Genomic DNA, 22,600 nt, shown 5'->3' with positions numbered 1-22,600 from the left:
GGCCGGGCCCCCCCCCCCCCCCGCCGATCGGCTGGCGCCGCCCGCCGGGGATAACCCATGAAGCATTACGTTCTGACGATCGTGATGTCGCTGTTGCTGGCCGCCTGTGCGGTCGGCCCCGACTATGCGCCGCCCGCCACGCCGCCGGCCGAGTTGCAGGCGGTCGAGCAGGGCGAATTCGTGGCCACCAGTCCCGAAGCGGCCTGGTGGAGCCAGTTCGACGACGCCGAGCTCGATTCGCTGGTCACGCGCGCGCTCGGCGCCAACCTCGATCTGCAAGTGGCGCTGAGTCGTGTCCGCACGGCCCGTGCCGTGTTCACCGGCGAGAAGTACGACTACGCGCCGCACGTGCCGCTCGGCGCGAGCTATACGCGTAGCGACCGCCAACAGCTCGGCTTGGGCGACCGCCCGATCGACACCGAGCAGTACAGCCTCGGCTTCGATGCGAGCTGGGAGATCGATCTGTTCGGCCATGTGCGCCGCTCGGTCGAAGCCGCCGGCGCGGACCTGGGCGCCGAGCAAGCCGCGCTGCGCGCCGCCGAGGTGACGGTCGCGGCCGAAGTGGCGCGCAACTACTTCGAGCTGCGCGGCGCCCAGCGGCGTATCGCCGTGGCCCGGGCCAACCTCGAAAACGCCGGCCAAACGCTGGATCAGACAAGCGTGCGCTACGAGATCGGCACGATTTCGCAGGTCGACGTCTACCGCAGCCGGGCCCAGTTCAAGGCGATCGAGGCCGCGATCCCGCCGTTGCAGGCCAGCGAGCGCCGGGCAGCATTTCGTCTCGCCGTCCTGCTGGGCCAGCGCCCCGGCGCGCTGGACGATGAACTCCGTCCAGCGCGTATCGCGACCTATGCGAAAGCACTGCCGATCGGCGATACGAGCGATCTGCTGCGTCGGCGTCCCGACGTACGTGCCGCCGAACGCCGTCTGGCCGCAGCGACCGCGCGGGTGGGCGTGGCCACGGCCGATCTGTTTCCCCGGGTCAGCGTGACCGGGTTCGTGGGCTTCATATCGGGCGATTCCGCGGACCTGTTCAACTTCAGCGCCGACGGCGCGCGTGCCTGGTCGGTCACGCCCACCGTCAGCTGGGCCGCCTTCGACTTCGGTTCGCTGCGCGCGCGCCTCAAGGCCCGCGAGGCGCAGGCCGAGGGCGCGCTCGCGGACTATCAGAAAGCCGTGCTCATAGCCCTCGAAGACACCGAGAACAGCCTGACCGCTTACGCCAAACAGCAGAGCCGACTCTACAGCCTGGTCGAACAGGCGCAGGCGGCCGGCCACGCCGCCGACCTGGCCGCCGTGCAATACCGCACCGGCAGCCTCGATTTCCTCGACTTGCTCGATGCACAACGCGAGCGGCTGGCGGCCGACGACGCGGTCGCTGCCGCGCAGACCGCGGTCAACGTCAGCGTGGCCGGCATCTACAAGGCGCTGGGCGGCGTCGGCCAGCCGGAGAACACCTACGTCATGAGCCGGTGATGAAGTCGGGCCGGTTCCTAAGACGCGCGGCCACGGCGTTGTTCGAGTATGGCCACGCGGCGCTGGACGAGCCGCTAACCGGTCGGTGGCTCGCGCGCCCGCAAGCGCGCGGCGCCCGCGCTGACCGACACCCGAAACCCGTTATTCGAAGCCCTGATCCGTACCCCTGTCTTTTCCCAACCGCTCGGAGATCGCCATGAAGCACCAACCCGCCCACACGCCCGCACCGCACCCCGGTGCCGAGGCGTTTCGCGCCGACACCAATCCGCTATCGGCTGCATCGCCGATCGGCCAGCGCCTGAAACGCGACATGGACCGCCTATTCGGTCGCGGCGAGCTGCGTATTCTCAGCCGCGGGGCTGACGAACCCGATGGTTCGTACGCCCTGGAAGGACCGCACGCTGCGCGATCGAGGCTGAATGCCCGCGCCGGCCGCATACTCAATCAGAGCATCGCGGATTGCCTGGATATGCAGAGCCAATGCCGGCAGGCCGGTTGGATGCTCGCCGACCCGGGGTACGCGTCGGAGCGTGTGCTGCTCACGAAGGCCATAGCGCTCATCGAGCGCCAGGTGGACCGTCTGGGGCGGCGTGTCGTCGAGCTCGGCGGCGCGGTCGAGGGCAGCGTCCGACAGGTCGCCGCTCGCTCCGGGCTGAACGAATACCCGGCCGGGGCCGACGATCTGCATGGGCATTTCGACGCGCTGGTGCTGGCGTTCGGCCTGGTCAGCGGGGCCATGCGCGAAGACTGCGGCGAACTGTCCGCACTGGGCGACGAGGCCAGTGGCGAAGTGCTCGGCCGTACGGCGGTACTGCTCACGCAATACCACGAACGGCTGGAAACGCTGCTGCCGGCTGCCGCCGCGATCGACGTGCTCGAGCGCTGACGGTCGCGCGGTCGGGCTGGCCGCATGGATCGCTCGTTCGAGCGGCGGGGCGGCGGTCGCGCTGTCCCGCCCGGCCGACGCCGTATCGGGTGGCGTCGTGTCCGAGGCGCCGTGGCGGCGCTAATCCATATCGACCGGCGCCTTCATCCACGCTTTCACCGCCTCCGGCAGTTCGCGCGGCTGCGGGTCGTAGCCCTGGCCGCGCAGCCAGTCGCGCACCGCGAGCCCGGTGCCGCCCGGCCAGTATTCGGCCTCCGAGCGGGCGACGTGGTGGTATTCGGCCAGTTCCTCGTTGAGCTGGATCTCGCCTTCGCCGACGAGGTGATAGGCCAGCAGCAGCTGATTCTTGCGCGCGAAACCGTAGGCGCCGACGAAGGATTCGATGCGCGCGTCCAGGCTCAGCTCCTCGGCGACCTCACGCACCACGGCGTCCTCGGGCGCCTCGCGCGGTTCGAGAAAACCGGTGACCAGGCCGTACATGCCGGCCGGCCAGAGTGCGTTGCGGGCGAACACCAGGGCGCCCTCGTGCTCGACGATGCCGGCGACCACCGGAATGGGGTTGTCCCAGAAGACATAGCCGCAGTCCGGGTCGGGGCACAGCGCGCGCTCGTGGTCGGCCAGCACGCGGCGTTCGAGCGGGCGGGCGCAGACGGGGCAGTAGCGGCGATTGTCCATGATCAGTCTCGGGGCTTGCGTGGGCGACGCGGATCGAAGGCGGCCGCGCGGGCGACGAACGCCTGCGTATCCGCCGAACCGGGATTGGCTGCATAACACAGCCGTATATAGCCTGCCACGATCGCACCCAGTTCGTCCGCGAGATCGGGGCGGGCACGCGCCACGCGCGCACCGTAGGCCTGCGGGCCCTCGTGGCGCGCCCGCGGGTAGCCTATGGCCGCCAGGCGATCGCAGACGCGCTGCCACTGCCGGGTCACCGGATCGGCGGCGCGCCGTTGACGCATCCGCCAGCCGAGCCAGAGCGCGAGCAGGCCGAGCAGCACCGCGACACCGAACGTCAGCGCGACGAGCGCGCCGCGCAGCCCGCCCAGACCGATACGCTCGAGCAGTCGCTGCTGCTGTTGCGGACCGTAGGCCAGGAACCAGCGGTTCCAGGCAGCGTTGACCCCGTCCCAGAGCATCTGCATCCGGTACCAGGCGCCCTCGTCGGCGCGCGCCATATAGGGCAGGGCCTGGCTGTCGGACAGCGAGCCCGCCACGCCGGCCTCGATGCGGCCGGGTGCGACCGCGGCCGTGGGATCCACCCGCACCCAGCCCCGGCCGTCCAGCCACACCTCGCTCCAGGCGTGGGCATCGGAGTTGCGCACCACCCAGTAGTCGCCGACCAGTGCGCGCTCTCCGCCCTGATAGCCGGTCACCACGCGCGCCGGCACGCCGGCCGCGCGCATCAGGAAGGTGAACGCCCCGGCGTAGTGCTCGCAGAACCCTTCGCGGGTCTCGAACAGAAAATCGTCGATGCTGCTGTCGCGGCCGGTGCGCGCCGGGCTGAGGGTGTAATGGAAAGGGTGTTCGCGAAAATGCGTCAGCGCGCGGTCGACGATCCCCTGCGGCGCGTCGGCCTGCGTGCGCCAGCGTCGGGCGGTGGCACGGGCCCGGGGGTTGCCGCCGGCGGGCAGCCGTGTGGCCCGTTCGCGTGCCGCCGCACCCAGCCGTGGATCGAGGCGGTAGGCCAGCGCCGAGCGGGCGTGATACCGAATGCGCTCGTCGATATCGTCCTCGGCGTACAGCGTCGCCCCGGGCGACATGCGGCTGCGGTGATCCGTACCCAGCGGCACGTCGAGCGCGATCAGCCAGGGGTGGCGGGTGGCCTCCAGCGTGATGTCGGCGCGTACGATCGCGTCCGCCACGGGCCGAATGTCCGCGGCGGGCAGGGCATCGGCTGCGGGGCTGCCGCGCCAGGTGCCGTCGTCGAAATCCCAGAACACCGGCCCGCGCCAGTAGCGCGCCGGCGCCGGGGGCATGTCGCCGGCGGGAAAGCGCACGCGCAGGGCCACGGCGTCCGAGGTCGCCAGCGACGAGATGCTGCCGGGTGACATGCGCTCCGACAGCCCGGTCGTCGCGCGGGCGCCGGCATCCGACGGCAGCCCCCAGAGCGGGCCCGGCACCCGCGGGAAGAGGACGAACAGCAATGCCGCCACCGGCAGCGCCTGAAGCAGCAGCCGTGCACTATGGGTGAACGCGCCGGTCGGCGCGATCTCGCTGCTGACATCGATGAACGCCGCGGTGATCAGCCACGTGCCGATCACCAGATAGACCGCCATCGCCAGACTCTGGGAGAACAGGAACTGCGTGATCAGCAGAAAGGCGGTCAGCGACAGGAACACCATGGCATCCCGGTGGCTCCGTATCTCGCAGAGCTTGAGCGCGAGGAGCATCACCAGCAGCGAGACGCCGGCTTCCTGGCCGCTGATGCGTCCGAAGCCGGCGAGCACGCTGCCGAGCGCCGCCGCGGCCAGGGCGAACCGGATCAGGCGGCCGGGCAGCGGCCGCGACCGCCAGGCCGCCTGGGCCTGCCAGACGAGCAGGGTCGCCGCGATCGCGCTCACCCAGGGCGGCAGGTGAAACAGATGCGGCAGCGCCACCAGCGCCAGACAGCCCGTCAGCCGCAGACGCTGGCCCCGTGCGGGCGCTGGTGGCCAGCTCGCGGTCGTCGCCGCCCGGCTCACAGCAGGGCCAGCGCGCGCAGACAGGCCTCGCGGTGGCCGCGGCCGGCATCGGGCGCCAGCGCGGTCCCGGGCAGACGCAGGCCGTAGGTCAGGCCGTCGCGCTCCGCGTCGAGCACCCAGCGCGCGAGCTGCGACAGCCGTGCCTCCGGGTCGCGGGCGCCGGCGTGCGCGTAGTCGAGCCAGAGGGTGTTAGCGCTGCGCCGTGTGTGCTCGTGGACGAGCAAGCCGTCGGTGCGGGCGCTGGCCTTCCAGTCGATCTCCCGGAGCGAATCGCCGCGGATATACGGCCGATGACCCAGAAACTCGTCGTTGCCGCGGGCCGGGGCCGGCGTGGCGGCGTCACCGTCGTCGGCCGGTGCGGGTCTGGGCCGAGGGCCCGCGGGCTGGGGATAGACCAGGGTCTGCGCGCTCGGCGCGAGCCAGCTCCAGGCCCGGAACAGTCCGAGCGGCACGATCGTCTCCACCCGCAGCCGCGGACACGCCAGGTGACCGCGGCGGGCGGCCGGCACGCTCAGCTGGAGATCGACCCGGCCGCCCGGCGCGATCACCGCGGCCAGATCCTCGCCCTCGATGCCGGGCGCGCTGATCCGGACGCCGCGACGCGCGCGCCGGGCCGTGTTGTCCAGGGTGATCTTGAAGCGTGCGTGACCGCCGGCGAAGACCGGTGCGGCGCTGACCCGCGTCAGCACCAGCCCGAGCAGATTGCGATGGGCGTGATGCATGGAGACGAGCGCGATCGCGGCCAGCCAGAACGTCAGCGCGAAGCCGAGACTGTTGCTGTAGTTGGTGGCGCCCAGCAGCATCACCACCAGCAGGACGGCGAATATCGCGCCGCTGCGGGTCGGGAGGATGTAGAGCCGTCGTCGGCCGATCGTCATGGGTGTCGATCGGGTCGGGGTGCGGCGGCGGATGAAGCCGGCGATCATGGCCTCGATGCGGCGGCTGAACACGCCCGTCATCCGGCGATCGCGTCCACCTGCTCCAGCAGGATCGTCGAGGGCGTGCGATCGCCGCCGTCGGTGGCGGTGAGCCGGTGATCGACGACCGCCGGCAGCACCGCCTGCACGTCCTCGGGCAGCACGAAGTCGCGCGCCGACAGCAGCGCCCACGCCTGGGCGGCGCGCCGCAGCGCCAGCCCGGCGCGCGGCGACAGACCCTGGACGAACACGCCCTCCCGGCGGCTGAAGCGCAGCAGTCGCAGCAGGTAATCGAGCACCGCGTCCCGCGTGGTGACCGCGGCGACCGCGCGCTGCCACTGCGCCAGCACGGCGGCATCGATGACCGGCGCCAACGGTTCGGCTCGCTCGGTTCGCCCGGCCAGCAGGCGCTTTTCCTCGCCCAGCGGCGGATAGCCGAGCGTGATCCGCATGAGGAAACGATCCAGCTGCGAATCCGGCAGGTTGAACGTGCCGCTCTGGTCGACGGGATTCTGGGTCGCGATCACGGTGAAGGGGCGGCCGAGGTCGCGGGTGCGGCCCTCGATCGTGACCTGGCCTTCGGCCATGGCCTCGAGCAGGGCGCTCTGGGTGCGCGGACTAGCGCGGTTGATCTCGTCGGCGAGGACCATCTGGGCGAAGATCGGCCCCGGCGTGAAGCGGAAATCCGCGGCGTTGCGGTCGAACACGGAGACCCCGAGGATATCGCTGGGCAGCAGATCGCTGGTGAACTGCACGCGCGAGAACGACAGGCCCAGCGCCTGAGCGAGGCCGTGCGCCAGCGTCGTCTTGCCCACGCCCGGGACGTCCTCGATGAGCAGATGGCCCTCGGCGAGTACGCAGGCCAGCGCCTGATCGATCTGGCGCGGCTTGCCCAGCACCCGTGTCGCCAGCGCTTCGCGCACGCGCTGGAGGCCGTCGGTGGTGGCGTCGTCGCGTTGGGCGGCACGCGCGGCCGTGTCTCCTGCGCTCATCGGCCGGTGCGTGCCGGACCGGTGAGGCCGAACGTGTCGCAGGGTGCGTGGGCAGTGGGCGCGCTTTCGTGGGCGAGGCCGGTTCCGAAGATGATTGCTGGCATGGCGGGCAAGCGCACGTCATCGCGTGCGGGCGGCGGATGTCATCACAGGTTATCGGCGAGTCGCGGCCTTCGCGCCATGCCTGTGCGCGTGTTTTTTTACCGGGCTCGGGTCGAGGACGCGGTCCGGGGGCGGGCGCCCGCGCTCGGCTGCAACGAACCCGCCGGCACGCGCCTCGGGGATTGACCTGGCGGCCCGGTATGTGAATGCCGTGCAAGACCGATCGACGGGCCGCGGCGTGTGACCCGGCGATCCTGATCTCGAGGTCGTGGGCCCGGCCCACTCCGGCGTTGGCGTTGGCGTTGGCGATGACGTGCCGCGTCGTGGCGAGCACTCCGACACACGGGCTCGCGAGCGCTGGAGCGTGTTCGGGGTTTTCTGCACGAGCGGCGCGGCGTTTCAATCGGCGCTGGTCGTCGTTACCCGGCGGCTGGGCCGTTGTCGATTATTGGCGTACCGTCCGGTAAACGCGGTCCGGACGCCCGGCGCGCGCTCAGGACGGTGCGCGGGTGCGCTCGAGCGAAAGGCTTGGGGTGTCTCGGGAGGCGGCCTCGTTCATCGTTATGCCAGCTTCGGGAGCGGGCCGGGGCCGTCCGGCTTGAGGCCGCCGGTGTGAGCGTTCCGGCATCGGGCTCGGACAGGCCTCGCGACGCCGGGCGCGAATAGCTGCCGGCGAGCCCGCAGCTGCGATATCGGGCGCAGGGCACGGTTCGGCGGCAGCGGCCGCAGCGAAGATCGCCTCGTGGACGAATCCGGGCGTCGCCACGCTAGCGCGGTGGGCGGTCGCCCGCGGTGGCGGCCGGGCCGCGCCTGTCCGCTGCGATGGGTATTGCCGGCCGGCGTGCCGGTCGCGCAGCGCGTGGCGTCGTACGCGCTCACGGGAAGCACGGCATATGGCGTCTCCGGTCGCCGTGCAGGGCGCGAGCGGCTCAGTCGTCGCGGTCGCGCGGGCCGGATCCGTCGCCGGATGCGGTGTCGTCGCCGCCGCGCCGGTAATCGCCCTCGAGCACCGACGGTCGATCGCGCCGGGCCTCGCCGTGGCCGGCGTAGCGTTCGTTGGTTGCGGTGCCGGCGCCGGGCTGGACGATCACGACCCGCGCCAGCAGCCGCCGTGCGATGCGCTCGCGCAGGCCCGGCACGAGCAGCAGAAAACCGAAGATGTCGGACACGAACCCCGGCGTGAGCAGCATGAAGCCCGCGAGCAGCAGAGCCGCGCCCTCAAGCAGCGGCAGGGCCGGGGCTTCGCCGCGCGCCTGGCTCGCACGGACGCGTTCGAGCGCGGCCAGGCCCTGACGGCGTACGAGCTGGCTGCCGACGAGCGCGGTCAGCACGACCAGCGCGATCGTGGGCAGCACGCCGATCGCGCCGCCGATCTTGATGAGCAGCCACAGCTCCAGAATCGGCAGGGCGATGAACAGAATGAGTAGTTTGACCGCCATGGCGGGGCCTCGTGGTGTCGGTGTCTGTCTATAGGGCCGCGATGCGCCGGCGTTGTTCCGCCAGTTCGGCGGCCTCGCGCTCGGCGGTGGCCTGCTGATCCCGCGCCTTGGCGACGACATCGGCCGGCGCCTTGGCCACGAACGACTCGCTGGCCAGCCGGCCGCGGATGCCGGCCAGGTCCTTCTCCAGCTTGGCGATGCGCTTGTCCAGCCGTGCCAGCTCCGCGGCCTGGTCGATCAGGCCGGCCAGCGGCACCCGCAGCTGCATGTCGCCGACCAGCGCGGTCGCCGACTCCGGCGTGTCCGCGGCCGCGATCTCCTCGATCGAGGCCACCCCGGCGAGAAAGTCGATCGCCGCGCGATGGCGGGCGAGGCGCGCCCGGTCGGTCTCCGAGGCGCCCACGGCCATGACCGGGATGGTCTGCTTGGGCGCGATGTCCATTTCGCCGCGAATCTGGCGCAGACCGCTGATGGCGCTCTGCAGCCACTGGATCTCGGCTTCGGCATCGGCGTCCATGCGGTTCGGGTCGGCCTGCGGGAAGGGTTGCGTCGAGATGCTCTCGCCGGCGGGGTCCAGCGCGGCGCCGCGGGCCAGCGGGGCGACCCGCTGCCAGATCTCTTCGGTGATGAAGGGCATCAGCGGGTGGAGCAGCCGCAGCGTGGCCTCCAGCACGCGCACCAGCGTGCGCCGGGTGCCGGCCTTGGCCGCGGCGCTGGCGTCGCCGGCGAGCACCGGCTTGACCAGTTCGAGATACCAGTCGCAGAAGCCGTGCCAGACGAAGTCGTGTATCGCCTTGCTGGCCAGATCGAAGCGGTACTGGTCGAACTGGGCCGTGACCTCCGCCTCGGTGGCCTGCAGCCGCGAGACGATCCAGCGGTCGGCCATGGACAGCTCCACGGCATCGTCTGCGGCCGGCACGAAGTCGTCGTCGACCTGCATGAGCGCGAAGCGCGCCGCGTTCCACAGCTTGTTGCAGAAGTTGCGATAGCCCTCGACACGGCCGAGGTCGAAGCGGATGTCGCGCCCCGGCGAGGCTAGGGCGGCGAAGGTGAAGCGCAGGGCGTCGGCGCCGTAAGCGGCGATGCCCTCGGGGAAGGCCGCGCGCGTGACCTTCTCGATCGCCTTGGCCTTCTGGGGCTGCATCATGTTCGCGGTGCGCTTGGCGACCAGCGATTCCAGGTCGATGCCGTCGATCAGGTCGATCGGGTCGAGCACGTTGCCCTTGGACTTGGACATCTTGGCGCCGTCGGAGTCGCGCACGAGCCCGTGCACGTAGACCTCGCGAAACGGCACGTCGTCCATGAACTCCAGGCCCATCATGATCATCCGGGCGACCCAGAAGAAGATGATGTCGAAGCCGGTGACCAGCACGGACGTGGGGTAGAAGGTCTCCAGCGCCCGGGTCTTCTCCGGCCAGCCGAGGGTGGAGAACGGCCACAGCCCGGAGGAGTACCAGGTGTCGAGCACGTCGGCGTCCTGGGTCAGCGGCACATCGTCGGCCAGGCCGTTGCGCGCGCGCGCGTCGGCCTCGTTCTTGCCCACATAGATGCGGCCGGCCTCGTCGTACCAGGCGGGGATGCGATGGCCCCACCAGAGCTGGCGCGAGATGCACCAGTCCTGGATGTTGCGCATCCATTCGTAGTAGGTCTTGTCCCAGTTGCCGGGCACGAAGCGGATGCGGCCGGATTCGACCGCCTCGATGGCGGGCCGGGCGAGCGTCCTGGCGTCGACGAACCACTGGTTGGTCAGCATCGGTTCGATGACGTCGCCGGAGCGATCGCCGTAGGGCTGCATGAGGGTCTTGTCCTCGACCGTGATCATCAGCCCTTCGGCGTCGATGGCCTCCACGATGCGCCGGCGCGCCTCGAAGCGGTCCAGGCCGCGGTAGGCGTCGGGCACCAGGTTGATGGCGTCGACCGTCATCGCCGCCGGCGTCTCGCCGGCGGCCACAATCCGCGCCGCCTCGGCGGCGGCCTCCGCGTAGGGGGCGCCGTCGTCGCGCAGATTCGCGCGCGAATCCATCAGCCGGTACATGGGGATGTCGTTGCGCTCGGCGACCGCGTAGTCGTTGAAGTCGTGCGCGCCGGTGATCTTGACCGCGCCGGAGCCGAAATCCGGGTCCGGGTAGTCGTCGGTGATGATCGGGATCAGCCGCCGCTGGGCCTTCGGCCCGACCGGGATCTCGCATTTCAGGCCGACGATCGGGGCGTAGCGGGCGTCGTCCGGGTGCACGGCGATGGCGCCGTCGCCGAGCATGGTTTCGGGCCGCGTGGTGGCGATCGAGATGTAGTCGCGGGTTTCGCGGAAGGTTTCGTTGCCGTCGTCGTCGGTCTCGATGTACTCGTAGGTCGCGCCGTTTTCCAGCGGGTACTTGAAGTGCCACATGTGGCCGGCGACCTCGAGATTCTCGACCTCGAGATCGGAGATCGCGGTGTCGAGCACCGGGTCCCAGTTGACCAGCCGCTGGCCGCGGTAGATCAGGCCCTTGTCGTAGAGCGCGATGAAGGTGTCGCGCACGGCCTCGGACAGGCCGTCGTCCATGGTGAAGCGTTCGCGCGACCAGTCCACGGAGGTGCCGAGCCGGCGCATCTGGCGGGTGATGTGGCCGCCGGATTCGGCCTTCCAGTCCCAGACGCGATCCACGAAGGTCTCGCGGCCGAGTGCGGCGCGGGACTCGCCTTCGGCTTCGATCTTGCGTTCGACCAGCATCTGGGTGGCGATGCCGGCGTGGTCGGTGCCCGGCTGCCAGAGCGTCGGGTCGCCGCGCATGCGGTGATAGCGGGTCAGCGCATCCATGAGTGTGTGCTGGAACGCGTGGCCCATATGCAGGCTGCCGGTGACGTTGGGCGGCGGCAGCATGATGCAGTAGGGCTCGCCCGGGGCATCGAAATCGGGTTTGAAGCAGCCGCGCTCCTCCCAGACGGGATACCAGCGCGCCTCGATGGTATGGGGGTCGAAGGTCTTGTCCATTTCCGCCATCGAAAAAAGCCTTTTACGGCCCGCCGAACGGGCCCGCGATTGGTTGAAGGGGGCGAGGCGCTAGCGCGCCGCGATCCGGTGCGTGGTCAGCGCGTAGCCGCGATCCTTGTAGAAACGATACAGCGAACGCGCCGCCGCGACATCGGCCGGCGCGACGATCTCGTTGTGACGCGCGAATCGCGAGAAGAACGTCCCCACGTCGCCGCCCAGGTTGACCAGCACGTCGTCGAAGCCGGCCGGCGGCTCGCCGGTGCCGATCACGACCGGCGTGAGGTCGTCGTCGGCCTCCAGCGCCGCCACCGTCGCATGCGGCACGAAGCTGCCCTGGCGGAACTGCCAGAGCAGGTCGTCGAGGTCCTCGGCCTGACGCGCGTCGGCCACATGCAGATAGACACGATGGCCCGCTGCATGCGCCTTCTCGGTCAGGCGGCAGGCGAAACGGGCGCTCGCATCCGCGGCTTCGTCCGCCAGTATGTAGAAGAAGACCTCGGTCATCGGCCGGGCGTCAGGCCTGCTGCGCGCGCTCGATCAGATACTGCACGAGCAGGCCCACCGGACGGCCGGTCGCACCCTTGTCCTTGCCGGTCTTCCAGGCCACGCCGGCGATGTCCAGATGCGCCCAGCGCAGCTTGCGCGCGAAGCGATGCAGGAAGCTCGCCGCGGTCACCGAGCCGGCGGCCTTGCCGCCCACGTTGGCCATGTCCGCGAAGTTGGAGTCCAGCTGGGACTGGTATTCCTCCCACAGCGGCATCGGCCAGGCGCGGTCGCCGACGTATTCGCCCGCGTCGCGCAGGGAGCGCCGCAGCGGGCTGTTGTTGGCGTACAGCCCCGCCGCGTGGGCGCCGAGCGCGATCACGGCCGCACCGGTGAGCGTGGCCATGTCGACGACGGCGTCGCTGTCGTAGTTCCGCTCGACGTAGGTCAGCGCGTCGGCCAGGGCCAGGCGGCCCTCGGCGTCGGTGTTGAGGATCTCGATCGTCTGGCCGGACATGCTGGTCAGGATGTCGCCGGGCTTGTAGGCGTCGCCGTCGGGCAGGTTCTCGGTCGCGGCCACCACGCCGACGACGTTGATCGGCAGTTCCAGCTCGGCGGCGGCCTGCACCGCACCGAACACGCTGGCGGCACCGCCCATGTCGTATTTCATCTCGTCCATGGCCGCGCCCGGCTTGATGCTGATGCCGCCCGAGTCGAAGGTCACGCCCTTGCCGACCAGGACCGTCGGCTTGGCGTTCTTCGGGCCGTTCATGTATTCCATGACGATCAGCTTGGCCGGCTGCCGCGAGCCCCGGGAGACCGCCAGCAGCGCGCCCATGCCTAGGGCCTCCATGTCGGCCTCCTCGAGCACGTTGGTCTTGACCTTGGCCTGGCGCTCGGCCAGCGCGCCCGCCTGCTCGGCGAGGTAGGTCGGCGTGCAGATGTTGCCCGGCATGTTGCCGAGATCCTTGGCCAGCTTGACGCCGTTGGCGGTCGCCACGCCTTCGGAGACGCCTTTTTCGGCGGCCGGCAGGTCGGAGCGGCGCGGCACCTGGAAGACCAGGCGCGCGAGCTTGCGGCTGTGCTTCTCGTAGCCCACGCCGCGGCAGGCTTCGAAGCGATAGAAGGTCTCCTCGACCGTCATCAGCGCCTGCTTGACCGACCAGCGGAAATCGTCCCGGCCCTTGACGTTGAGCTCGGTGAGATAGAACGCGGCGTCGACGCCGCCCATGCCGTCGAGCTCGGCGGCCGCGGCCCGGCAGGCGCGCTGATAGGCGCGCTGGTTGAAATCCCGCTCCTTGCCGCAGCCGACGAGCAGGATGCGATCGCAGAACAGATTATCGAGCCCGTGCAGTACGGTGGTCTGTCCGAGCTTGCCGTCCATGTCACCGCGCCGCATGACCGAGGCGATCAGGCCGCCGCTGGCGGTGTCCAGGGCCTCGGCTTGCGTCGAGGGCTTGCGGCGATCGAAGATACCGACCACCACGCAGCCCACCCGCTGCTTCTCCGGACTGCCGCTCTTGACGAGATATTCCATGAACTGCTCCTGCAATACGTGTTGTGGCGCTCGTCTCGCGATGCGGGGCGAACCGCCGCGAGCCGTCACGCCGTGATCGATTGTTCAATAGACCGCTCGGGGACGCGGCAGTTTACCGAAAATTGCAGAAAAATCATCCCCGGTCTTCCTCGGCGCATCATAAATGAACTATTCGCGTTTTACAGATGTCCCGGTAACCGATGACTAGGGTCATATTCCGATATTTGTTCGCGGAGGCGCTGCGCACCTGGCTCGTGGTCACCGGCGTGCTGTTGTTTCTGACGCTTGGCCTGGGGCTGTCGCGATTCATCGGCGATGCCGCGGCCGGCGAACTGCCGGTGGACACGGTGCTCTCGCTGGCGGCCTTCAGCACCGTCGAAAACTTGGAAATCGTGCTCCCTGTCTCGGTGTTGCTGGGCGTGCTGCTGACGCTTGGCCGCCTGTGCCGCGATAACGAGATGTCCGCGCTGTTCGCCGGCGGTGCGGGCCTGGGGACGGTCTATCGTCCGTTCATGACGCTGGCGCTGATCGTCGCCCTGATCGCGGGCGCGCTCTCGCTGTTCGCCGCGCCCCGCGCCGAACGGGCGATGGAGACCCTGGGCGCGGCGACCGCGACCAGCGCGATCGAGTCGCTGTCGCCCGGGCGTTTCCGCACCTTTCTGGACGGCGACGCGGCGTTCTACGCCGAGCGCCGCGACGACGAAGGCAACCTGCGCAACGTGTTCATCCGGGTGGAGCGCGACGGCGAGGACGGCGAGCCGACCGAGACCGTCATCACCGCCGACCGCGCCCGCCAGCAGCGCGACGAGGACACCCGGCGGGTGACGCTGGTGCTGGACGACGGCTGGCGCTACGAGGGCCGGCCGGGGCGCGCGGACTACCGTGCCGTGCAGTTCGCCGAGCACGGGGTCGAGGTGGCGCCGCCGGCACCGGAAGTCTCGGGCGATGTCGAGACCATGTCGGTGCCCGTGCTGCTCGCCCGGGACGGCCCCGAGGCGGCGGCCGAATGGCAGACCCGGGTCTCGGTGCCGATATCGATCGTAATCCTCGCGCTGCTGGCCCTGCCGATCGGTCGCGTGCCGCCGCGCGCCGGGCGCTACGCGCGGGTGATCGCCGGCATCCTGTTCTATGTCATCTACGTCAATGCGGTGCATCTGGTGGCGGTCAGCGTCGGGGAGGGGCGGCTGCCGGCGCTGCTCGGCGTGTGGTGGGTGCACGCCGCCGTGTTCGCGGTGGCGGTGGGGCTGGTGATGCGCGAGCAGGGTGTCTTCGCGCGGCGGCACCGGAGGGCGCGGGCATGAACATCATCGACCGCTACATCGGGCGCTCGATCCTGGCCGCGACCGCCACCGTGGCCCTGGTGGTGGCCGCGCTGGTCATGCTCTCGACGTTCATCGGCGAAGCCGACAACATCGGCGACGGCGGCTACGGCGTCGCCCAGGTGCTAGCCTACATGGCGTTGCGGCTGCCGGGCCACCTGAATCTGGTGATGCCCGTGGTCGCACTGCTCGGCGCGCTGCTCGCGCTCGGCGCATTGGCGGCCGGCAGCGAACTGGTGGTAATCCGCGCTGCCGGCGTGTCGATGAAGCGCCTGGCGCTCTCGGTCAGCGTGGCCGGGGTCGTGCTGGCGCTGCTTTCCGTGGCCATGAACGAGTATCTGGGCCCCGCCGGCACGCGCAGCGGCGATGCCCTGCGCGACACCGCGCGCCACGGCGAGTCGGTCGAGTCCATCGACGACGGTCTGTGGCTGCGCCAGGGCGACACGCTCGTGCGCATCGACGGCACGCTGCCGGACGGGCGCATCGCCGATCTGACCGTTTACGAGCTGACCGACGGCGGCCGGCTCTCGCGTGCGCTGCACGCCGACTACGCCCGCCTCGAGGACGGGCGGCTTGTCGCGGAGCAGCCGCGGCTGACCCGGATCTTCGAGGATCACACCGAGACGCAGGCGCCGGCGTCGCTGACGCTGGATATCGAGATCGAGCCCGATGTGCTGGAACTCGCTGTCACCCAGCCCGACGAACTCTCCACACCGGGTCTCTGGCGCTACATTGACTATCTGCAGCGCAACGACATCAACGCCGACGACTACCGGCTGGCGCTGTGGCGCAACATCGTCGGCCCGATCACGGTGTGGGTGCTGGTGGTCTTCGCGCTGCCGTTCGCCTTCGGCGCGCTGCGCAGCGCGGGTGCGGGGCAGCGCCTGTTCATGGGCGGACTGCTGGGACTGGTCTTCTTTCTGGTCAACGAGATCGTGGCCTCGACGGCGCCGGTCTATGGCCTGGCGCCCTGGCTGGCGGCGAGCCTGCCGACCGCGCTGCTGGCGTTCGCGACCCTCGTCTGGCTGCGACGTCTTGACTGAGTCGGTTCAGTCCTCGCGCGGATAGACGATGACCTCGGTACCGCTGACGATGTCCTGCAGGCAGCGGCGCTGGGCGTCGACCAGACACCACAGCATGCCCACGATCGACAGCCACGAGACCCAGGCGCCGGCGTAGCGGCGTACGGCGTGATGCCATTCGACCGGCCCGCCATCGGCCGCCCGGACCTGCATGCGCCAGGCCCGCATGCCGAGCGTCTGCCCGCCGCGTGTCCAGAACCACGAGAAGAACAGATACGGCACGAACAGGAAATACAGCCGCACCAGCGGATTGTGGCCGTCGACCGCTTCACCGCCGTGAAAGGGCAGCAGGGCCAGCCCCGCGATCAGCCAGAGGGCGACCAGCAGAAACAGGTCGTAGACCGCGGCGGCCAGGCGACGAAGCAGGCCGGCGGGGTAGGGCGAGAGACTCATGGGCGTTCGATATCGTCGGTCGGCGGCGCGTCGAACCAGGGCGCGGCCGCCTCCAGCTCGGCCGCCAGGCGCAGCAGCAGCGTCTCGCCGCCGGGCGGAGCCACGAACTGGCTGCCGAGCGGCAGGCCCGCGGCCGTGGTGTGCAACGGCACCGACATGGCCGGCGTGCCGGTGAGATTGGCCAGCTGGGTGAAAGGCACGTGGCGGAGATTGTCGCGCGCCATCTGCTCGACGATGCCGGAGCGGATCAGTGCGCGGGCGCTGGGCAGACGCAGCAGCGGCCGCAGGGCGAGCTGCTGCCAGCGCGGCGTCGCGAGGGCGCCGATCCGCGGCGGCGGCCCGGCCAGGGTGGGCGTGAGCAGCAGATCGTAGTCGGTGTGGAAGTCGGCCAGCGCGTGCCGATAGCCCTGCCAGCGGTTGTAGGCGGTCACGTATTCGCTGGCCGCGAGCGCGCGGCCGACGTGCGCCATCGCCCGGGTGTCGAGTTCGAAGGCCTCGACGCCGGCGCCGGTGCGACGACGGACGTCGTCCACGGCCACCGCCATCTGCGTGAACCACATCGTCAGGAAGTCCTGGCCCAGCTGAAGCCCGTCGATGGCGGGCGCCGCGCGTTCGACGTGGTGGCCGAGCGATTCCAGCAGCGTGCCGGTCGTCGCGAGCGCGGCCTCGGCCTCGGCGTGCAGCGGCAGGCCGAGGGGCGATTCGTCCAGCATGCCGATGCGCAGCCCCGCGGGCGGCCGCGAGAGGGCGTCGAGATAGCTGTGGGTGGGTGCTTCGATCCGTGCGACCGCGCCGGGCTCGTACCCGGCGGTCGCATCGAGCATGGCCGCGCTGTCCCGCACCGATCGGGTCAGCACGTGATCGGCGTTGGCGCCGTGCATCGTGTCGCTGCGTTCCGGGCCGCCGGGCACGCGGGCGCGGCCGGGCTTGAGGCCGAACAGGCCGCAACAGGCCGCCGGGATGCGGATCGAGCCGCCGCCGTCGTTGGCCCCGGCCATGGGCACGATGCCGGCCGCCACCGCCGCGGCGGAGCCGCCCGAGGAACCGCCCGGCGTATGTTCGTGGTGCCACGGATTGCGGGTGGGGCCGAAGGCCGCGGGTTCGGTCACGCCCTTGGCGCCGAACTCGGGCGTGTTGGTCTTGCCGAAGACGTTGACGCCGCTGGCCAGAAAACGTCGGGTGATCTCGGCGTGCGCCGACGGCGCCCAGCCGGCATCGCGCAGAGCGCGGTTGCCGCTGGCGCCGGGCACGCCGGCGTAGTCCTGAAACAGGTCCTTGAGCAGGAAAGGCACGCCGGCGAACGGGCCGGTCACGTCGTCGTCCGCGCGGGCCTCGGCGATCGCGTCCATGCGGTGGATGACGGCGCCGAGCCGGCCGTTGACCGCATCGCAGCGGGCGCGGGCGGCGGCCAGGGCCTCGGCCGCGGTGATTTCGCCGGCGGCGATCAACCCGGCGAGACCGAGCGCGTCGCGGGCGGCGTATTCAGCGTGCTTCATGCCGGGACCGGTTGCCCAAAAATCCCGAGTCTAGAGCCTGCACGGGGGCGGTGCACGCGCCGCGAAGGCCTTACGTTGTAAACTAGCGCGCTCATACAGGCTTTCAGTGCAATCGGTACGTCATCATCAACGAGTTACGTGTCATCGAGCCGGGCGAGCACGGTATCGCCCCGAACCGGATCAGCGGCGCCGCCCGCCAGGTGCTGGAGGGACTGCAGGCGGAAGGTTTCCGGGCCTGCGTCGTGGGCGGCGCCGTGCGCGATCTGCTGCTCGGCGTCGATCCCAAGGATTTCGACGTCGCCACCGACGCCGAGCCCGAAGACGTGGTCGACGTGTTCGGGCGCAAGGCGCGGCTGATCGGGCGCCGTTTCCGTATCGCCCACGTGCGCTTCGGCCGCGAGATCATCGAGGTCTCGACCTTCCGCGCGGACCCGGGCGAGGACAGCGACAGCGTCGATACGCGCGAACTCGACGATTCCGGCCGGGTGCTGCGCGACAACGTGTTCGGCTCCATCGCCGAGGATGCGCGCCGGCGCGATTTCGCCATCAACGGGCTCTATTACGACGGCGCCGACGACTGCGTCTACGACTACGTCGGCGGCATGGCGGACGTCGACGCGCGCCGCCTGCGACTGATCGGCGACCCGCAGGTGCGCTACCGCGAGGACCCGGTGCGCATGCTTCGCGCCGTGCGCATCGCCGCCAAGCTGGATCTGACCATCGATCCGGCGGCGCGGCCGCCGGCCGCGCTGGTGCCGCTGCTGGCCGACGTGCCGGCGGCGCGCATGTTCGAGGAGGTGCTCAAGCTGCTCATGACCTCGGCGGCGCCGAAGGTCTACGCGGCACTGCGCGACTACGGGCTGCTCGATCCGCTGTTCGACCAGACCGCCGCCGTGCTGGATTCGCCGGCGGGGGCGGCCAGCGAGGCCCTGATCGGCAAGGCGATAGCCAACACCGCGGCGCGCATCGATGCCGGCAAGCCGGTCACGCCCGCCTTCATCTTCGCCGCGCTGCTCTGGCCGGCGGTGCGTGAGCGCGCCGCGGTGCTGGAGGGCGAGGGCATGCCGCCGATGCCGGCGCTGGCCAGTGCCCAGGCCCAGGTGGTTTCCCACCAGGTCCAGCGGGTCGCGATCCCGAAACGCTTCGGCGTGCCGATGCGCGAGATCTGGCAGCTGCAGCCGCGCTTTCACAAACGGCGCGGCAAGCAGCCCAACCGGCTGCTCACGCATCCGCGCTTTCGCGCCGCCTACGACTTCCTCCTGTTGCGGGCCGAGGTCGGTGAGGTCGATGACGAACTCGCCGAGTGGTGGACCGCGATCCAGAACGATCCGTCCACGCCGGCGCCGGCATCGGCGGGGCCGCGAAAGGCGCGCAGCAAGCGTGGCGGTCGCCGGCGGCGGCGCAGCAGCGAAACCGCCTAGGCGGGTGGCGCGGGTGCACGACCCGGCAGCCGCCCAGCCCCGGGTCGCGTGGATCGGCCTGGGCAGCAATCTCGAACGGCCCGAACGCCAGGTGCGTGGCGCCGTCGAGGCGATCGCCGCGATCCCCGCGGTGCGTCTGCTGGCGGTGTCGCCGCGCTATCGCACCGCGCCGGTCGGCGGGCCCCCCGGGCAGCCGGATTTCTGCAACGCCTGCGCGGCCGTCGCCACCACGCGGACGCCGCTGTCGCTGCTCGATGCCCTGCAGGCGATCGAAGCCGACCACGGCCGCGTGCGCGATGTGCGCTGGGGCCCGCGCACGCTGGATCTCGACATGCTGGCCTTCGACGAGCGCCGCCGCGCCGGCCCGCGTCTCGAGCTGCCCCATCCGCGCGCCCGCGAGCGCGCCTTCGTGCTGGTGCCGCTGGCCGACATCGCGCCGACGTTGACGCTGGGTTCGGCCGGCCGTGTGGTCGACCTGCTGGCCGGGCTCGACACCGCCGACGTGCGGCCCTGGGGCGCGGCGTGAAACCCGGCGGCTATATCGCCGTCGAGGGGCCGATCGGCGTTGGCAAGAGCACGCTCGCCGCGCGTCTGGCCACGGATCTCGACGCCCGTCTGCTGCCCGAGGCGCCGGAGGAGAACCCGTTTCTCGGCGATTTCTACGACAACCCGCGCGGGCACGCGCTATCGGCCCAGCTGTTCTTTCTGCTGCAGCGCGCACGCCAGATCGACGACCTGCGCCAGACCGACCTGTTCGGGCGCGGCTGCGTGGCCGATTTCATGTTCGACAAGGATCCGCTGTTCGCGCGGCTGACGCTCGACGGCGCCGAGCTCGCACTCTACGAGGACATCTACGCCCGCCTGGCGTGGCAGGCGCCGGTGCCCGACTGCGTGATCTATCTGCACGCCCCGGTGGACGTGCTCATGGCACGCATCGCCCACCGCGCCCGGGCCGCGGAGCGCGGCCTGGCCGCCGACTATCTGCAGCGGGTGGTCGCGGCCTACCGCGACTTCTTCGCCGCCTTCGCCGGCGCGCGCCTGATCCGCGTGGATGCCGCCGCCCTGGATCTGGTGGCGAGCGACAGCGACTACGCCGCGCTGCTCGAGGCCGTGCACGCGCGAACGCCCGTGGTACGGCTGGAGGCCGGGACTGGCCAGGCCCGACTATGATGCTATAGTCGCGCGCCATGAGCACCGACCCCTATCCGCATCTGCAGCAGCGCGACGCCCGTCCGGTGACCCTGTCGGACCTGGCGCGCATGAAGTCCGAGGGCGAGAAGATCGCCTGCCTGACCGCCTACGACGCCAGCTTCGCCGCGCTCGAGGACCGTGCCGGCGTGGACGTGGTGCTGGTCGGCGACTCGCTCGGCATGGTCGTCCAGGGCCATTCGAGCACGGTGCCGGTCACGGTCGACGACATGGTCTATCACAGCCGTATCACCGCGGCCGGCCTCGGCCGGGCCTTTCTGATGACGGATCTGCCCTTCCTGTCCTACGCGACCAAGCACGATGCCCTGGCCACGGCCCACCGGCTGATGGGCGAGGGCGCGGCTCAGATGGTCAAGTTCGAGGGCGGCGAGATCCAGGCCGACACGGTCGAGCATCTGTCGATGCGCGGGGTGCCGGTCTGTGCCCACATCGGCCTGCAGCCGCAGCTCGTGCACAAGCTGGGCGGGTTTCGGGTTCAGGGCCGCGGCGACGCCGCCGAGACCATGATCCGCGACGCCAAGCTCCTCGAGGAGGCCGGCGCGGACATGATCCTGCTGGAGTGCGTGCCGGCCGCGCTGGGCGCCGAGATCACCGCCAACGCGGGCGTGCCGGTGATCGGCATCGGCGCCGGGCCGGACACCGACGGCCAGATTCTGGTCGTCTACGACATCCTCGGTCTGTCGCCCGGCCGCAAGCCGCGATTCGTGAAGAACTTCATGGATGATGCGGGTACATTGGACGCGGCTGCGGCCGACTACGTCGCCGCGGTCAAGGACGGCCGCTACCCGGCGCCCGAACACGCCTTTTCCTGACACCGGCCGCATGCAGCGACTGACCACCGCGGACGCGCTGGCGGCCTGGCGCGACGACGCCGGCGGCCGCATCGGGCTGGTGCCGACCATGGGCAACCTGCACGCCGGCCACATGGCGCTCGTGGCCGCGGCCCGCGCGCGCTGCGATCGGGTGGTGACCAGTATCTTCGTCAACCCGCTCCAGTTCGGTCCCGGCGAGGATCTGGACAGCTATCCGCGCACGCTGGCGGCCGATCTCGCCGCGCTCGAGGCCGCGGGCGTCGACGTCGTGTTCACCCCCAGCGTCGAGACCATGTACCCGGACGGCGGACGCTCGGCGACACGGGTGCAGGTGGCCGGTGTCACCGACATTCTCTGCGGGGCGCGTCGGCCCGGCCACTTCGACGGCGTCGCCACGGTGGTGGCCAAGCTGTTCAATCTGGTGCGGCCGGACACGGCCTTCTTCGGCGAGAAGGACTATCAGCAGCTGGCCGTGATCCGGCAGATGGTCGCCGACCTGTGCATGAACATCGACATCGCCGGCGTGCCGATCGAGCGCGAGGCCGACGGCCTGGCGCTGTCCTCGCGCAACGGCTACCTGAGCGCGGCCGAACGCCGGCGCGCCCCGGCGCTGGCCGCCGCGCTGCGCGAATGCGTCGATCGGCTCGCGGCCGGCGAGCGCGATTTCGCCGCCCTCGAACGTCAGGGGACGGCGCGTCTGGCCGAGGCCGGTTTCGATCCGGATTATTTCGAGATCCGCAGCGCGGCGTTGACCCCGCCGGATCCCGGCACCCGCGTCTTCCGGGTACTCGCGGCCGGTCATCTCGGCCGCGCCCGGTTGATCGACAACATGGGGGTTTCGGCGCCCCCGCGCTGACCTGCGCGCGGAGAATCGCGTCGCGGATCGTGATAGGACGGTAGGGGCGCGCTTCCAGCTCGGTCCGCCAAGGGTTTGTCAGCGCGCCATGCGATTCCTCGCCGGGCGCTGTGCTGCTGCAAAACGCGCCGTCACTCCGCGCCCGCGTGTGCCAACGCTGGATTGCCGTATCTCGTGACCATCATGGATGCCCGGTCCATCGGCCCGGGCCGCCCATGAACCATTCATCATGGACGCCGTGCGACATGGCACGTCTTGATCGGGGCGCGCCACGAACGGCGGCTCGCGCCTTGCAGGACACGACGTGCGGTCGCCGCGAACGCGGCGTTCGCATGACGTGTTGAAGGCTGCTCGGGCGAGCCGGCCGACCGGCGTTCGTCCGCGTGGCGTGCCGGCACCCATGCATCGGCGGGCATCGGTCGCGTGGCCTCCCGCTCACCGGACGCGGGTCGATGGCCAGCCGCTGGTCCGATGGACGGATTTTGGTTACGATTTCGCCGAACCACCGTTTCGGTAACAACGGAATCA

Annotated in this window: 19 protein-coding genes; 9 read left to right on the top strand and 10 right to left on the bottom strand. The window is 70.6% G+C overall.

Annotation, left to right across the window (positions count from 1 at the left end; translation table 11 throughout):
- Nucleotides 1-57: 57 nt before the first annotated feature.
- Both SAOR_RS04785 and SAOR_RS04780 read left to right on the top strand, forming a co-directional pair.
- Nucleotides 58-1,476 (top strand): efflux transporter outer membrane subunit, encoded by a 1,419-nt coding sequence (locus tag SAOR_RS04785; protein ID WP_123630435.1) that lies wholly within the window; start codon nt 58-60, stop codon nt 1,474-1,476.
- 196 nt (nt 1,477-1,672) lie between these two features.
- Nucleotides 1,673-2,362, top strand: a complete 690-nt coding sequence (locus SAOR_RS04780) for a ferritin-like domain-containing protein (RefSeq protein ID WP_123630434.1) — start codon at nt 1,673-1,675, stop codon at nt 2,360-2,362.
- A gap of 120 nt (nt 2,363-2,482) precedes the next feature.
- Here the strand turns inward: SAOR_RS04780 and SAOR_RS04775 are convergent, their stop codons facing one another.
- From SAOR_RS04775 to SAOR_RS04740, 8 genes are all read right to left on the bottom strand, one after another.
- Nucleotides 2,483-3,037: an NUDIX domain-containing protein gene (locus SAOR_RS04775; protein WP_185015551.1), complete on the bottom strand. Its 555-nt coding sequence runs from the start codon at nt 3,035-3,037 to the stop codon at nt 2,483-2,485.
- A gap of 2 nt (nt 3,038-3,039) precedes the next feature.
- Nucleotides 3,040-5,043 carry a transglutaminase TgpA family protein gene (locus tag SAOR_RS04770; RefSeq protein ID WP_123630433.1) on the bottom strand — a complete coding sequence of 668 codons (2,004 nt, stop codon included), beginning with the start codon at nt 5,041-5,043 and terminating at the stop codon, nt 3,040-3,042.
- The gene (locus SAOR_RS04765) at nt 5,040-6,002 is read right to left on the bottom strand and encodes a DUF58 domain-containing protein (protein WP_185015550.1); all 963 of its coding nucleotides are present in this window, start codon (nt 6,000-6,002) and stop codon (nt 5,040-5,042) included. Before SAOR_RS04765 ends, SAOR_RS04770 begins: the two co-directional genes overlap by 4 nt.
- Nucleotides 5,999-6,952: an AAA family ATPase gene (locus tag SAOR_RS04760; protein ID WP_123630431.1), complete on the bottom strand. Its 954-nt coding sequence runs from the start codon at nt 6,950-6,952 to the stop codon at nt 5,999-6,001. The genes SAOR_RS04765 and SAOR_RS04760 overlap by 4 nt, the downstream gene beginning before the upstream one ends.
- 1,031 nt (nt 6,953-7,983) lie before the next feature.
- Nucleotides 7,984-8,493, bottom strand: a complete 510-nt coding sequence (locus tag SAOR_RS04755; protein ID WP_123589641.1) for an FxsA family protein — start codon at nt 8,491-8,493, stop codon at nt 7,984-7,986.
- Between the two features lie 28 nt (nt 8,494-8,521).
- Nucleotides 8,522-11,464 (bottom strand): valine--tRNA ligase, encoded by a 2,943-nt coding sequence (locus SAOR_RS04750; RefSeq protein ID WP_185015553.1) that lies wholly within the window; start codon nt 11,462-11,464, stop codon nt 8,522-8,524.
- Nucleotides 11,465-11,533: 69 nt separating this feature from the next.
- Nucleotides 11,534-11,968 (bottom strand): DNA polymerase III subunit chi, encoded by a 435-nt coding sequence (locus SAOR_RS04745; protein ID WP_123630429.1) that lies wholly within the window; start codon nt 11,966-11,968, stop codon nt 11,534-11,536.
- Between the two features lie 10 nt (nt 11,969-11,978).
- On the bottom strand, nt 11,979-13,484 hold the full coding sequence (locus tag SAOR_RS04740; protein WP_123589681.1) for a leucyl aminopeptidase: 1,506 nt from the start codon (nt 13,482-13,484) through the stop codon (nt 11,979-11,981).
- A gap of 200 nt (nt 13,485-13,684) precedes the next feature.
- On the opposite strand from SAOR_RS04740, the gene lptF reads away from it, so the two are divergent.
- Both lptF and lptG read left to right on the top strand, forming a co-directional pair.
- Nucleotides 13,685-14,785 carry an LPS export ABC transporter permease LptF gene (gene lptF / locus SAOR_RS04735; RefSeq protein WP_123630428.1) on the top strand — a complete coding sequence of 367 codons (1,101 nt, stop codon included), beginning with the start codon at nt 13,685-13,687 and terminating at the stop codon, nt 14,783-14,785.
- Nucleotides 14,782-15,846 carry an LPS export ABC transporter permease LptG gene (gene lptG / locus SAOR_RS04730; RefSeq protein ID WP_123630427.1) on the top strand — a complete coding sequence of 355 codons (1,065 nt, stop codon included), beginning with the start codon at nt 14,782-14,784 and terminating at the stop codon, nt 15,844-15,846. The genes lptF and lptG overlap by 4 nt, the downstream gene beginning before the upstream one ends.
- Before the next feature lie 6 nt (nt 15,847-15,852).
- Here lptG and SAOR_RS04725 read toward each other — a convergent pair whose 3' ends face one another.
- Together SAOR_RS04725 and SAOR_RS04720 are read right to left on the bottom strand one after the other, a co-directional pair.
- Nucleotides 15,853-16,278: an RDD family protein gene (locus SAOR_RS04725; protein ID WP_123589636.1), complete on the bottom strand. Its 426-nt coding sequence runs from the start codon at nt 16,276-16,278 to the stop codon at nt 15,853-15,855.
- Nucleotides 16,275-17,774, bottom strand: a complete 1,500-nt coding sequence (locus SAOR_RS04720) for an amidase (RefSeq protein ID WP_123630426.1) — start codon at nt 17,772-17,774, stop codon at nt 16,275-16,277. The genes SAOR_RS04725 and SAOR_RS04720 overlap by 4 nt, the downstream gene beginning before the upstream one ends.
- Nucleotides 17,775-17,896: 122 nt before the next feature.
- Here SAOR_RS04720 and pcnB point away from each other — a divergent pair, with 122 nt between their 5' ends.
- Genes pcnB through panC form a run of 5 tightly spaced genes read left to right on the top strand, consistent with a single transcriptional unit; the run spans nt 17,897 to nt 22,072 of the window.
- Nucleotides 17,897-19,195 carry a polynucleotide adenylyltransferase PcnB gene (pcnB, locus tag SAOR_RS04715; protein ID WP_342782567.1) on the top strand — a complete coding sequence of 433 codons (1,299 nt, stop codon included), beginning with the start codon at nt 17,897-17,899 and terminating at the stop codon, nt 19,193-19,195.
- A gap of 13 nt (nt 19,196-19,208) precedes the next feature.
- Nucleotides 19,209-19,721 carry a 2-amino-4-hydroxy-6-hydroxymethyldihydropteridine diphosphokinase gene (gene folK, locus SAOR_RS04710; RefSeq protein WP_123630424.1) on the top strand — a complete coding sequence of 171 codons (513 nt, stop codon included), beginning with the start codon at nt 19,209-19,211 and terminating at the stop codon, nt 19,719-19,721.
- Nucleotides 19,718-20,365, top strand: a complete 648-nt coding sequence (locus tag SAOR_RS04705) for a deoxynucleoside kinase (RefSeq protein WP_123630423.1) — start codon at nt 19,718-19,720, stop codon at nt 20,363-20,365. Before folK ends, SAOR_RS04705 begins: the two co-directional genes overlap by 4 nt.
- A 17-nt stretch (nt 20,366-20,382) precedes the next feature.
- Complete coding sequence (panB, locus tag SAOR_RS04700; RefSeq protein WP_123589632.1) at nt 20,383-21,216, top strand: 3-methyl-2-oxobutanoate hydroxymethyltransferase; 834 nt, start codon at nt 20,383-20,385, stop codon at nt 21,214-21,216.
- Nucleotides 21,217-21,226: 10 nt separating this feature from the next.
- The gene (gene panC / locus SAOR_RS04695) at nt 21,227-22,072 is read left to right on the top strand and encodes a pantoate--beta-alanine ligase (protein ID WP_123630422.1); all 846 of its coding nucleotides are present in this window, start codon (nt 21,227-21,229) and stop codon (nt 22,070-22,072) included.
- Nucleotides 22,073-22,600: the final 528 nt, after the last annotated feature.

It is taken from the genome of Salinisphaera orenii subsp. orenii MK-B5, assembly GCF_003788635.1.
GTDB classification, from domain to species: domain Bacteria; phylum Pseudomonadota; class Gammaproteobacteria; order Nevskiales; family Salinisphaeraceae; genus Salinisphaera; species Salinisphaera orenii.
The sequence above is the reverse complement of the archived record's forward strand: the minus strand, read 5'-3'. Positions and strand labels throughout refer to the sequence as shown.

Bases quoted from the DNA above. Each gene is read 5' to 3' on its own strand.
- SAOR_RS04785 (WP_123630435.1), top strand. From the start codon at position 58: ATGAAGCATTACGTTCTGACGATCGTGATGTCGCTGTTGCTGGCCGCC.
- SAOR_RS04780 (WP_123630434.1), top strand. From the start codon at position 1,673: ATGAAGCACCAACCCGCCCACACGCCCGCACCGCACCCCGGTGCCGAG.
- SAOR_RS04775 (WP_185015551.1), bottom strand. From the start codon at position 3,037: ATGGACAATCGCCGCTACTGCCCCGTCTGCGCCCGCCCGCTCGAACGC.
- SAOR_RS04765 (WP_185015550.1), bottom strand. From the start codon at position 6,002: ATGACGGGCGTGTTCAGCCGCCGCATCGAGGCCATGATCGCCGGCTTC.
- SAOR_RS04760 (WP_123630431.1), bottom strand. From the start codon at position 6,952: ATGAGCGCAGGAGACACGGCCGCGCGTGCCGCCCAACGCGACGACGCC.
- SAOR_RS04755 (WP_123589641.1), bottom strand. From the start codon at position 8,493: ATGGCGGTCAAACTACTCATTCTGTTCATCGCCCTGCCGATTCTGGAG.
- SAOR_RS04750 (WP_185015553.1), bottom strand. From the start codon at position 11,464: ATGGACAAGACCTTCGACCCCCATACCATCGAGGCGCGCTGGTATCCC.
- SAOR_RS04745 (WP_123630429.1), bottom strand. From the start codon at position 11,968: ATGACCGAGGTCTTCTTCTACATACTGGCGGACGAAGCCGCGGATGCG.
- SAOR_RS04740 (WP_123589681.1), bottom strand. From the start codon at position 13,484: ATGGAATATCTCGTCAAGAGCGGCAGTCCGGAGAAGCAGCGGGTGGGC.
- lptF (WP_123630428.1), top strand. From the start codon at position 13,685: ATGACTAGGGTCATATTCCGATATTTGTTCGCGGAGGCGCTGCGCACC.
- lptG (WP_123630427.1), top strand. From the start codon at position 14,782: ATGAACATCATCGACCGCTACATCGGGCGCTCGATCCTGGCCGCGACC.
- SAOR_RS04725 (WP_123589636.1), bottom strand. From the start codon at position 16,278: ATGAGTCTCTCGCCCTACCCCGCCGGCCTGCTTCGTCGCCTGGCCGCC.
- SAOR_RS04720 (WP_123630426.1), bottom strand. From the start codon at position 17,774: ATGAAGCACGCTGAATACGCCGCCCGCGACGCGCTCGGTCTCGCCGGG.
- panB (WP_123589632.1), top strand. From the start codon at position 20,383: ATGAGCACCGACCCCTATCCGCATCTGCAGCAGCGCGACGCCCGTCCG.
- panC (WP_123630422.1), top strand. From the start codon at position 21,227: ATGCAGCGACTGACCACCGCGGACGCGCTGGCGGCCTGGCGCGACGAC.